This is a genomic window from Algoriphagus aquimarinus (assembly GCF_900112005.1).
Classification (GTDB): domain Bacteria; phylum Bacteroidota; class Bacteroidia; order Cytophagales; family Cyclobacteriaceae; genus Algoriphagus; species Algoriphagus aquimarinus.
Window position 1 is genome coordinate 140,432 of record NZ_FOKK01000008.1, and the last position, 12,628, is coordinate 153,059.

At 40.0% G+C, this 12,628-nt stretch carries 9 protein-coding genes; 6 read left to right on the plus strand and 3 right to left on the minus strand.

Translation table 11 applies throughout. The features are described 5' to 3' along the window. Window positions 1-142 precede the first annotated feature (142 nt). The 5 genes from BM291_RS12220 (at window position 143) to BM291_RS12240 (ending at window position 6,684) form a co-directional block, all read left to right on the plus strand. Window positions 143-604, plus strand: coding sequence for a GbsR/MarR family transcriptional regulator (locus BM291_RS12220; RefSeq protein WP_092897783.1), 462 nt, complete (start codon window positions 143-145; stop codon window positions 602-604). Window positions 605-674: 70 nt separating this feature from the next. After that, window positions 675-2,042, plus strand: coding sequence for a TolC family protein (locus BM291_RS12225; protein WP_245786854.1), 1,368 nt, complete (start codon window positions 675-677; stop codon window positions 2,040-2,042). 129 nt (window positions 2,043-2,171) lie between these two features. Next, window positions 2,172-3,224, plus strand: coding sequence for an efflux RND transporter periplasmic adaptor subunit (locus tag BM291_RS12230; protein WP_092897786.1), 1,053 nt, complete (start codon window positions 2,172-2,174; stop codon window positions 3,222-3,224). Between the two features lie 3 nt (window positions 3,225-3,227). Continuing rightward, window positions 3,228-6,386 (plus strand): efflux RND transporter permease subunit, encoded by a 3,159-nt coding sequence (locus tag BM291_RS12235; RefSeq protein WP_092897788.1) that lies wholly within the window; start codon window positions 3,228-3,230, stop codon window positions 6,384-6,386. A 67-nt stretch (window positions 6,387-6,453) separates the two neighbouring features. Next, window positions 6,454-6,684: an acyl carrier protein gene (locus BM291_RS12240; protein WP_092897790.1), complete on the plus strand. Its 231-nt coding sequence runs from the start codon at window positions 6,454-6,456 to the stop codon at window positions 6,682-6,684. Window positions 6,685-6,828: 144 nt separating this feature from the next. On the opposite strand, the gene pckA is transcribed toward BM291_RS12240, so the two are convergent. Beyond that, complete coding sequence (gene pckA / locus BM291_RS12245; protein WP_092897792.1) at window positions 6,829-8,427, minus strand: phosphoenolpyruvate carboxykinase (ATP); 1,599 nt, start codon at window positions 8,425-8,427, stop codon at window positions 6,829-6,831. Window positions 8,428-8,773: 346 nt separating this feature from the next. Here pckA and BM291_RS12250 point away from each other — a divergent pair, with 346 nt between their 5' ends. After that, complete coding sequence (locus BM291_RS12250; RefSeq protein ID WP_394333451.1) at window positions 8,774-10,273, plus strand: peptide MFS transporter; 1,500 nt, start codon at window positions 8,774-8,776, stop codon at window positions 10,271-10,273. 117 nt (window positions 10,274-10,390) lie between these two features. Here BM291_RS12250 and BM291_RS12255 read toward each other — a convergent pair whose 3' ends face one another. Together BM291_RS12255 and tyrS are read right to left on the minus strand one after the other, a co-directional pair. Further along, complete coding sequence (locus BM291_RS12255; RefSeq protein WP_092897794.1) at window positions 10,391-11,092, minus strand: TetR/AcrR family transcriptional regulator; 702 nt, start codon at window positions 11,090-11,092, stop codon at window positions 10,391-10,393. 147 nt (window positions 11,093-11,239) lie between these two features. After that, the gene (gene tyrS, locus BM291_RS12260; protein ID WP_092897796.1) at window positions 11,240-12,532 is read right to left on the minus strand and encodes a tyrosine--tRNA ligase; all 1,293 of its coding nucleotides are present in this window, start codon (window positions 12,530-12,532) and stop codon (window positions 11,240-11,242) included. Window positions 12,533-12,628: the final 96 nt, after the last annotated feature.

Here is a 12,628-nt window from a genome sequence, read left to right on the forward strand (position 1 = left end):
TCGGTGATTATCTAATTCTAACTCAGTGAATTACCTCTGCGCTCTATATAAATGAAATTTTTATTGGTTCTGTATTTGCAGAACTAACTGAACTTATGCTATCTTTGTGCCGTTGTCAGAGCATAACCCAAATTATTTGAAGATGATTTTAACTGAAAAACATAAGGAACTGATCGAAAGAATTGGTGTATTCCATGAGCATAAGGGAATGCAGCCATTAGTAGGGAGAATTATAGGCTTGCTTTTGGTTCATGAGGAAGGCGAAGTTTCGTTTGACGAAATCGTAGAGAATCTTGGTGTAAGTAAAAGCGCTGTAAGTAATGCTCTGACTTTTCTTCAGGCCAAAGGTCGCTGTGTTTATTCTACCCGTCCCGGTGACCGGAAAAGATACTTTGCCATGAAGGTGAGTGATTGGAGAGAAGACTTTGAGAAGGAGCTTGAAAACATCGCGGAGATTCAAAAGTTTATTGATGAAGTGTTGGAAGTTAGAACTAATAAAAATCCTGAATTTAATTGTAGAATGAGAGACTTCTCCGATTTCTTAGGTTTTTTCAAAAAGGAAATTCCAGCCTTGTTTGATCGATTTAAAAAACAACAAGTATAAAAAAATTTGAACAATTAGTTCATAAAAAACAGAACCAACTATATATTTTATAACCAACTAGTATTCAGACATGTTAAAGAAGTATTTAACGTATGCATTTTTCTTAATAGCTCCTATAATGGCAATGGGGCAGGAAACAGTGCCGGAATTTACACTTCCAGATACGCTTACATTGAAAGAGAGTATACAGATCGGTTTGGAGAACAACCGAACGCTGAAGAAAGCCATACTTGATGAAGAGAAGGCGAAGTATCAGAGAAACGAAATCAGAGGAGCTGGTCTTCCCCAGTTTTCTGCTTATGGGCAGTACAACAACTTTTTGGATGTATTCCCACAGGCGGTGCCAGGAGGGATTTTTGGAGGAGACCCCAATGAACTTCAGGTGATTTCTTTAGGTGTTCCCCAGTCTTTGAAAGCTGGTTTTGAATTGAATCAGTTGATTTTCAGTAATTCCTATTTGATAGGTTTGAAAGCAGCAAAAACAGGGGAGGAGTTTTACAGAATTTTGTCTGAGCAATCTGAACAAGATGTAATTCACGAAATCTCTTTGAATTACTTAGGGGTGATTCAATTGGAACTTCAGAAGGAAAATTTGCAGGCAAATATCGACCAGTTACAAAGCCTTGAGAAAATTCTTCAATCTCAATACGACAATGATCTAGCGCGCAAAGTGGATCTAAATCGTGTGAAGGTGAATTTGACTTCCATTCGAAGTGAATTGGATAACCTTGAGATTGCAATTTTTCAGCAAGAAGGTTATTTGAAGCTATTAATGGGTATTCCTATAGATACTGAGCTTAATCTTGATCAATCAGTAGCTGATATGGATGAGAAAGTGAAAGATTTCCAAATTCAGGAATTCAACCTATTTGATAGAAAGGATATCCAAGTCTTGGGCGTTCAAGAGCAGCTGTATGAGTACGAATACAAAAACATCAAAGCGGCTCATCAGCCTCAGTTGGTTGGATTTGCTGATTTCAACAAGAATGCTTTCTCTCAGAATTTTGATTTTCTAAGCCAGAATAAAGTTTGGTATCAGGGATTTTTAATCGGCTTAAAATTGCAGATTCCGATTTTTGATGGGATGCAAACCAAATACAAGGCTGCTCAATCAAAAGTTAATGCTCAACAGCTAAGCCTAGATCGTCTTCAAGCAGAAGATGCGGCAGAATTGGAATACAAAAATGCATTGAACAAATACTACAATTCTCTGAATACGCTAGCTTCTCTAGATAGCAATCTAGATCTCGCAGATGATGTGTTTAGCGAAACAACTTTGCTTTACAAAGAGGGATTAAGTCCACTTACGGACTTGCTGGATGCTGAGACTACGCAGAGACAAGCAAAAGCCAACTTTAACAATCAAATAATTCAGGTTCGGATCGCTCAATTGGAGATTCTTAATTCAACTGGAAAAATCTCTAATCTTTTATTGTAACCGAAAACTCATACCAACAATGAAATCGAGCACGTCTCAGGCGCCCCACACTGGGATTGTTATCAGCCATGCGAGATTCCATAGCCTGCCCCGATTAATCGGGGTGACCATAAAAACATATATAAACACATGAAAAAGTTAATCATCATAGCCTTACTTCTGGTAGGAGTAGGAGCAGTAGCTTTCACGCTATACAACAACAAGACTGAAATGAATGAAGCTGCTACGCTTGCCATGAAGTCCAGCGAATATATTTCTGTGACTGTGGAAAAAGTGGAGGAGAAAACTGTCAACAGGAATTTTCAAGCAAACGGGGTTTTTGAACCATCTCAGGAATTGAAACTCATGTCTGAGACTTCTGGTGCGATTGTAAAGATCCAACGAAGAAAAGGAGATTATGTACGTAAGGGAGATTTGCTGGTGCAGATTGATGATCGTCTAATCCGCTCTGAATATACTATCGCGAAACTGAATAGAGATCAAGCAGAGAAAGACTTGAAACGCTTTGAAAACCTAGCGTCAACAGATGCGATCACTAAGAAGCAATTGGAAGAAAATGAGAATGCTTTCAAAATTGCTGATGCTCAATTAGGTGCTTTGAAGAAAAGACTGGACGACACGCAGGTGACGGCACCTATTGCCGGCTTTATCAACGAAGACTACTACGAATTGGGAACACTCGTTAGTCCAGGAATGCCATTGGCAGATATCATCAATAAGAATCCATTGAAATTAGCGGTGAATGTGACTGAAAGCGAAATCGCCAAAGTAAAGAAAGGTGATCAAATCGAGGTAAGTGTGAATGCAATCTCTGCTCAGGAGTTTACCGGAAAGGTGAATTTTATTTCCGATATGGCTGATGCTTCATTTAAATATGAAGTAGAGTTGATCATGAATAGCAAAAATCAAGATCAAATCAAGCCAGGTATGTTTGGGACAGCTCAATTTGAATTTTCTCAGGAAGAAAAAGTACTGAAGATTGACAGAAAATCTATCTCTGGAAGCTTAAAAGATCCAGGAGTTTACTTGATCAAAGACGGAGTAGCGGTTTATCAGAAAGTGAAAATCAAGCCTTTGGATGATGGATCTGTAGAGATCTTGGAAGGTCTAAAAGCCGGTGACGAAGTGATCGCTTCAGGTTTGATCAATGTGAAAGAGGGGACAAAAGTCAAAGTTCAGTAAACTATGCAAATCACTAAAATATCCATACAACGGTCGACCATGGTGGTCGTACTGTTTACCGTATTGACTTTGATGGGGATTTTCTCCTATACACAACTGTCATACGAGCTTTTACCAAAAATGGAAACCAATGTGGTTACCATTTCTACGGTCTATCCTGGAGCAGCGCCTTCGGAGGTGGAAACATCCGTGACTAAAAAGATTGAGGATGCTGTAGCTTCTCTCGAAGGCATCAAATCCATGAATTCTATCTCTCAGGAGAGTGTGTCTATTATCACTATTGAGCTGGAAGCTGGAGCTGATGTAGATTATTCTATGCAAGATGCGCAGCGTAAAATCAATGCTATCTTGGGAGATCTTCCTGAAGATGCTGATCCTCCAAGTTTGGGTAAGTTTGACCTGGATGATTTGCCTATTATGCAATTGGCGGTTTATTCAGATCTGAACCCTTCGGAGTTCTATGATTTGATTAAAAATAAGATCCAGCCTTCTTTGGCTCAAATCAAAGGTGTTGCCCAAGTGAATATGCTAGGCGGTACTGAACGTGAGATCAAAGTAAACTTGGATAGAAACAAGTTGGACGGCTACGGTATTTCACCAATCAGCGTCGCGCAAACAATCAATGCGAGTAACCTAGATTTCCCTACTGGCCGATTGAAGGACAATGAAGGGCAGGTTTTGATACGCCTTGCAGGAAAGTTTCAGACTATTCAGGATATAGAAAACCTAGTGATTGCCTACCGTACGGATGAATCTCCAATCCAGTTGAAAGAAGTAGCAGAGGTAGAAGATTCCTATAAGGACGAAGATATTTTGACCAGGTTAAACGGTAAATCGGCCATTGGCCTTACCGTGCAAAAGCAGTCTGACGCGAATGCAGTTGAGGTTTCTGATGTGTTGGTCAAGGAACTTAATATTTTAGAACAAACCTATACTAAAGAAGGAGTTTCATTCCAGATTTCTCAAAACACATCTGAATTTACTCTGGAGGCAGCAAATCATGTGATTACAGATTTGATAATTGCTATTGTATTGGTGGCTTTGATCATGCTATTGTTCTTGCATAGTATCCGAAATGCTATCATCGTAATGGTGGCAGTTCCAGCATCTATTGTGGCAACATTCACCGTAATGTTCTTGGCAGGTTTTACTCTGAACTTGATGTCATTACTGGCCCTTTCCCTTGTGGTAGGTATCCTTGTCGATGATGCAATTGTGGTTATTGAAAACATATATCGTCACCTGGAAATGGGTAAAACCATCGCTCAAGCATCCTACGATGGTGTGCGTGAAATCGGTGCCACTGTAGTATCTATCACCTTGGTTATTATCGTGGTATTCGTGCCACTAGCTATGACAGGAGGATTGATTGGAGGTATTTTGGCACAGTTTAGTATTACAGTGGCTACGGCTACCTTGATCAGTTTATTAGTTGCATTCACCTTGATTCCGCTACTGACTTCGAGATTTTCAAAGCTCGAACATTTAGATAAAAACTCCTTTTTTGGGAAAATTGTCTATGGATTTGAAGCTGGTTTGGATGCTTTTGTTGATTGGATGATAGATATTTTGAAATGGGGTTTTGCACATAAGGCAGCTTTGTTAGGAATTACTGTAGTTCTATTTATTTCCTCTTTCTTCCTTGTGATCAAAGGTTTTATCGGTTCAGAATTCGTTTCTGAAGGAGATAGAGGTGAATTCTTGCTTAGACTAGAGCTTCCAAAAGATGCAACGTTAGAGCAGACTAACTTCAAAACTCGTGAGGTGGAAGATTACCTAAGAACACTACCGGAAGTCACAGAAGTATTTACTACGGTAGGTGTGGCGAGTGGTCAGTTCACAGGTTCTCAATCCTCTCCATTTACTTCTGAGATTTTGGTGAAATTGGTAGAACCTGAGTTTAGATCTATGTCTGGTCCTGACTATGCAAGAAACCTAGAAAACTACCTGGAAGAGCATATCACGGGTGCAGAGTATACCGGCGTTCCTATTTCGATCATGGGTACAGCCAATGATGCACCGATACAGGTAATTGTTTCTGGTCCAGACAAAGATTCTATTCAGATCGTTTCTGAGAAAATTGAAGGGATTTTAGCGGGATTGAAAGGTACTCGTAAAGTCGAAAGTTCACTTGAAGATGGAAACCCAGAGATCCGAGTAGAAGTAGATCGCTTCAAAATGAATGAGCTTGGACTATCCATGGATATGGTAGGTGGAGCACTTCAAGTAGCGTTCAATGGCAATGATGATTCTAAATACACGGACGGTGATTACGAATATGACATCTTGGTGAAGTTGAATGAGTTTGACAGAAAGTCTATCTCAGATGTTCAGAACCTTACGTTCTTAAATAGAAGTGGGAAACTGGTGAAGCTAGAGCAGTTTGCAACAGTAAATCAGTCTGAAGGTCCAACTAAGTTGGAACGTAGAGATAGAGTTTCTTCTGTGAAAATCACCTCTCAGGTTGCTGGAGTTCCATCGGGAACGGTAGGTGCAGAATTGACCGCAGCTATTGAAGCGATGGACCTTCCTCAGCAGGTTCAAATCAATTATGATGGTGATATGAAAAATCAAGCAGAAGGTTTTGGCTCTTTAGGCATAGCCTTATTGGCTTCGATTATCTTAATTTATTTGATCATGGTTGCTCTTTATGATTCCTATGTCTATCCGCTAGTAGTGATGTTCTCACTTCCTATGGCACTGATTGGAGCATTGCTGGCCTTGGCGCTTACTAAAGGAACGCTCAGTATATTCTCTATCATGGGTCTGATTATGTTGATGGGATTAGTTGCCAAAAATGCGATTCTTTTGGTCGATTTCACGAATCAGTTGAAAGAAGAAGGCGTAGAGGTGAAGGCTGCTCTTGAGAAGTCTGTGAAAATCCGATTCCGTCCGATTCTGATGACTACGATAGCGATGGTGATTGGTATGATGCCGATTGCTTTGGCTACCGGTGCTGGAGCAGAGTGGAAAAACAGCTTAGCCTGGGTGATCATCGGTGGATTGCTTTCTTCCATGTTCCTGACCTTGATCGTTGTACCTGTGATTTATTATCTGTTCGACAGATTTATGGCGAAAATAGGTAAGGGCGAAAAGAAGGTAATAGAGCTTGAAGATACAAATATTGAAGAGTTTGAATCCGAAGCAGCCGCTTACGTTTAGATTAAAATAGAATACACGACCCTTGCTGGTCATCACGATTAGCAAGGGTTATTTAACTACATACCCAATGAAAAATTATACTGATTTACGCAAAATCTCAAAGGTCTTCCAACAATATGGAATAGATCTGACAGGTAAAAGAAAGTACGCGTCCTTCGAAAGCGATTTGAGAATGGATAAGGTATTTGTCTCCGGTTTGATCTTCGAGTTAGAATACGAATTGAGAAAACAGATCGCGGATGATAAGGTTGAGGAGGTGCAAGCACCAGCTCAAATAATAGAATTGTTGATGAGTTAATTAATGTACGAGCGAAAATCTTTCGCTCGTACTATCGAAAAGAGTCCCACACGTGCGGGACTCTTTTTTTTTAGTATAATTAGAGATAATGATCTGTAAATCATTCGTTTTATATATAATCAATCATCTCATTTATAGATCTTTTTAAAGTGGCGCTCCCATCAAAATATCTTCAGAAGCAAAGTCCTTGAATTTCTCAAAGTTCTTTTTAAATGCAGCTGAAAGTTCTCTTGCTTGTTTATCGTACCCCTCTTTATCCTCCCAAGTAGTTTTCGGGTTAAGAATCTCCGAAGGTACATTTGGGCAATCCTGAGGTACATCCATTCCGAAAACTGGATGTTGTTTGTAGTCGACCTTATCTAACTTCCCTTCAAGAGCAGCTGTAATCATGGCTCTAGTGTAAGCTAGTTTCATTCGAGAACCTACTCCATAAGAACCCCCAGTCCAGCCAGTGTTGATTAACCACACATTAGTGTCATGCTCTTCCATTTTCTTACCAAACAGGCTAGCGTATTCTGTTGGATGAAGAGGTAAGAAGGCCGCTCCAAAACAAGCTGAAAATGTTAATTTCGGTTCAGTGACTCCCATTTCAGTGCCCGCTACTTTTGCTGTGTAACCCGAAATGAAATGATACATGGCCTGGCTTTTATTTAATTTAGAGATGGGAGGGATCACCCCAAATGCATCTGCAGTCAAAAAAAATATGTTCTTAGGAATGCCTGCAATCGATGGATTCAAGGCATTAGAAATGAAATCTATAGGATAAGCCGTTCTTGTGTTTTCAGTGACGGACTTGTTTGCAAAATCTATTTCTCTGGAATTTCCTTTGAATCGGGTATTTTCTACAATTGAACCAAATTTGATAGCATCCCAAATTTCAGGTTCCTTGTCTTTACTGAGATCAATGACCTTTGCGTAGCATCCTCCTTCGAAATTGAAAATACCATTCTCTGTCCAGCCATGCTCGTCGTCACCAACTAGATTTCTTTTTGGATCTGCTGATAGTGTTGTTTTGCCCGTGCCTGAAAGACCAAAGAAGATCGCAGTATCTCCTTGTGTTCCTACATTTGCTGAGCAATGCATAGAGAGCACATTTTTTTCATGAGGAAGGATGAAGTTGAGAACAGAGAAAATTCCTTTCTTCATTTCTCCTGCATAGCCCGTTCCGCCGATCAGGATGATTCGTTCGCTGAGATTTAAGATGGCAAAGTTTGGGTTTTTTGTACCATCAGTTTCAGGATTAGCTTCAAATTCCGGTGCACATATGATCGTGAAATCATGTTCGAAATTTTTCAATTCATCCTCGGATGGCCTCAAGAACATGTTATGGCAAAAGAGATTATGCCAAGCCTTGGTGTTGATCACTTTCAATTTGAGGCGATGATTCACATCTGCTCCAGCATAAGCATCACGGACAAAAAGTTCTTTGTCAGCCAAAAATGCTTTCATTTTCTCCAGAAGCAAATGGAATTTCTCGGTATCAAAAGGGATGTTGATATCACCCCACCAGACAGCGTCTTTAGTTTTATCGTCTAAGACGATGTACCGATCTTTTGGGGACCTACCGGTGAATTTACCGGTGTCAGCCATCAGAGCGCCAGTAGAAGTGAGTTTTCCTTCATTTCGCGCTAAAGCAATTTCCACCAGTTCTGCTGGTGGAAGATTGGTGTGAACTTTTCTAAAAGCTGTAGGGCTAAGAAAAGCCAGGGGAGAAGTCTGGGTGTCCAGATCTAGTTCCTGCATACATATTTGGGTTTACAATCTGAAAATTGTCTTCACAAAACTAGTAAAATCCCCTCTACATAAAACAATAAAATGTGCTTTATTTTTAAATACAATCGATTGCAGGTTAAAAACAACTTTTTATTTGGCAACGATTTTTTATGTAATTGCTACTGAATTACCCGCAGTTTTACAATAGTGGACTATTTAGTGATTAGCCTACAATTCAGCGGCTTTAACTTTGGAAACAAGGGCTAAAAAGGTTTATCATTGTAAAATTGATTTCACCCAAATAAAACTATCCTTGGAAAAACAACTTACTCCTGAATTTGATGGGCCAACTATTTTCGGCCATCCAAAAGGACTGATGACACTATTTTTCACAGAAATGTGGGAAAGATTCAGTTACTATGGCATGCGTGCCTTGCTCATATTATTTATGACCATGGCAGTAGCTGAAGGCGGACTGGGCTTCGATGATCAGACTTCTGGTGCTATCTATGGCTTATATACTATGGGAGTTTATTTGCTGGCTTTGCCTGGTGGATGGCTAGCTGATAGACTTTTTGGACTGAAAAAATCCGTTTGGTACGGAGGGATAATTATCGCTATAGGTCACTTTACTATGGCTCTCCCAGGTGTGATGGCTTTGATTACAGGTGATCACTCGATCAAACCTGAATTGAGTACGCTTGATACTTCATCCTTCTTTCTAGGTTTGATATTGATTGTATTGGGTACAGGGCTTTTGAAACCTAATATTAGCTCTATTGTAGGACAGCTTTACCCAAAGGGAAGTACGAAGCGGGACGCAGGTTTCTCTATCTTCTATATGGGGATAAATATCGGTGGCTTTATAGCTCCGATTGCTTGTGGTACACTAGCTACTTATGATATGCACCTTGGCTTTGGCCTTGCGGGTTTAGGTATGGTTTTCGGATTGATTCAATATAAACTATCAGGTGCTTTATTAGAAGGTCATGGAGAAGTGCCAGTTTTCGAGACGGCAGAAGAGGTGTCTAGTCAAAAGAAACTTAAGTCTATCGTTACCTATTTAGGAATTGGTTTGGTTGCTGTAGTTGGGGTACTATTTATGGGAGTGATTCCTATCAATGTATCAGCGATAGCAGGTGCATCAGGTACAGTCATTGCCCTGGTTGCTTTTGGCTACTTAGGTTATGTGATAGCCTTTGGAGGATTGAATAAAGCTGATAAAAACAAAGTGGGGGTAATCGCTATACTCTTCTTGTTTTCTGCAATGTTCTGGTCGGGTTTCGAGCAAGCAGGATCTACTTTGAATCTCTTCGCTGATCGTTTTACAGATAGAACCATACTAGGTTGGGAGATTCCTACCAGTTATTTCCAATCTGTTAATTCACTTTTCATCATCATTTTCGCTCCTTTCTTCGGAGCTCTTTGGGTTTGGCTGGGTAGAAGAAACATGGAGCCAAGTTCTCCAATGAAATTCACCTTCGGACTTTTACTACTAGCTATTGGTTTTTTCGTGATGTATTTCGCTACCAAAATTGCCGCTTCAGGTGATTTGGCTGCCCCGACCTGGTTGTTGATTACCTACATGCTACATACGTTTGGCGAGTTGAGCTTATCTCCAGTAGGTTTGAGTTTGGTAACCAAGCTAGCGCCAAAAGGATACGGAGGACAAATGATGGGTATCTGGTTCTTGTCAGTAGCGCTAGGTAATTTGATCGCTGGACTGATTGCTGGTGAGGCAAGTGGCGGAACTGAAGAAGCTCTTGCTCAAATGCCAGATCAATACATGTTGATCGTTTACACGGTCTTCGGATCTGCAGCACTGCTATTCTTGCTGAAGCCTCTGATCAGAAGGATGATGGGAGAAGTGCATTGATAAGTAGAAATTTTCAAGTCTCAATACTTACAAACAATAATGGCTGTCGATATAGTATCGACAGCCATTATTGTTTGTAGAATCTGCTAATTGAGATGCTGGAGAATCAATTAGAATTTAGAAAAGACTTGTTTGCACGGTGGTTTTCTTGGCTGCCTGAATAGTGCCTTTTAGCATTTCCTGCATCAATCGAAGGAATCCCGGCTCCCAGTTTTCGGAGTGGATTTTAAGGTCCTTTCCTTCGTATTCTATAGGTCCCAGCATTTTCTCATAGCCGATGATCATACTCCAGATAGTATAAAAGGTGATGTCTGGCTGAAGTTCAGCACGAATACTTCCGTCCTTAATTCCCTGACTTACCATCATAATCCCGATTTTAGCAGGCTCGTGATGGATCTCTAGGAGTTTCTGAAAGTGAACAGATTCCAAGGTTTTCGGATCTATTAACTTACGGGTTTCTGGGTTGTTGTATTTCTTAAGAAGGTCTAGAAAATTAAGAATAGAATCGTAATAGACTTGATTTGCTTTCGCAAAAACAACGACTTTTACTAAAAGGTCAGAAATCATGTCCAATCCATTTTTTCCTTTAGTTCTATTAGACCATTCATCTCGGAACTCATCCTTGAATTGGTCGAAGGCTTTTTTGGTCAAAGCCATAAACAGATCCTCTTTGTTTTTATAATAAAAGTAGGTGAGGCCTTTACTTATCCCAGCAGATTTGGCTACATCCTCCATTCTGGTGGCCAAATAACCTTTAGATTTGAATAATGAAACAGCTGAATCTAAAATGAGTTTTTCTTTATTTTTCTCTCCTGCCATGAGTTTTTTTCTTTTTCCAAAAATTGAAATCAAAGATATTAAACTTGGGTCAAATACTGAGATTTACACACTTTATATTTAGCTTAATTTCATAAAAAAAGGCTTTAGGGATTTCCTAAAGCCTTTTTTCGTATGAGTATCACTGACTTACTTCACTTCCACTATGTAATAATTTTTCTTGCCTTTTTGTACCAGTAGGTACTTATTTTGAAGTAAAGTCAAGTTTATCGCTGCATTTGGATCACTGAGCTTCTCTTTGTTTATACTTACTCCTCCGCCTTGAATCATTTTTCTGGCTTCTCCTTTAGAAGCAAATACAACTCCCTGAGTAATCTCTCCAAAAAGATCCAAAATTGAGCCTAAGGAAGTGTATTCAGTTTTGTCTATCTGAACCTGAGGAACTCCTTCAAAAACCTGAAGAAAGGTACGCTCGTCCAAAGCTGCCAAATCTTCAGTAGATGACTTTCCAAACAGAATATCAGAAGCTTTTACTGCCATTTCAAAATCCGATTCGCCATGAACCATGATTGTGATTTGCTTTGCTATTTCCTTCTGCAAAGTACGTAGATGAGGAGCTTCAGCATGTTCTTTCTCCAGATTCTCGATAGTTGATTGGTCTAAAATCGTAAAAATTCGAATGTATTTTGAAGCATCCTCATCAGATACATTCAGCCAAAACTGGTAGAATGCATAAGGTGAAGTTTTCTCAGGATCTAGCCAAACCGAGCCACCTTCCGTTTTACCGAATTTGGTGCCATCCGCCTTCGTGATCAAAGGAACAGTCAAAGCATAAGCTGATCCGCCGCCCATTCTTCTGATCAATTCCGTACCTGTGACGATATTTCCCCACTGATCAGAACCTCCTAGCTGTATAGAGCAATTCTCATTTTTCCAAAGATGATAGAAATCATAGCCCTGGATCAATTGATAGGTGAATTCAGTGAAAGAAAGTCCATTTCCATCCTCTAGACGTCTTTTTACAGAGTCTTTGGACATCATATAGTTTACAGTGATGTGCTTGCCTATGTCTCTGATAAAGTCCAAAAAGCTAAACTCAGACATCCAGTCGTAGTTATTGACTAACTCGGCTTTGTTTGTAGTAGAACCAGCGAAATCAAGGAATTTGGCTAGTTGATCCTGAATACAAGAGATATTGTGATCCAGTGTGGTTTTGTCCAAAAGATTACGTTCTGCCGACTTGAAAGAAGGATCACCGATCATCCCCGTTGCACCACCTACTAAAGCAAATGGCTTGTGACCAGCTCGTTGGAAGTGTAAAAGTGTCATCACTCCAACTAAGTGACCAATATGTAGTGAATCAGCCGTTGGATCAAAACCTAGATAGGCAGAAGCCATTCCTTTAGTGAGGTGTTCTTCTATATCCGGGGTCATGTCCTGAAGCATGCCTCTCCAGCGTAATTCTTCTATGAATGAGTTCATCTAATCGTTGATTTTTCGAGGTGCAAATATAGTCTTGTCTGCCAAAGGAAAGAAGGAAAGCGATAAAGCATTAGCGATTATTTGAGATTCAAAGCG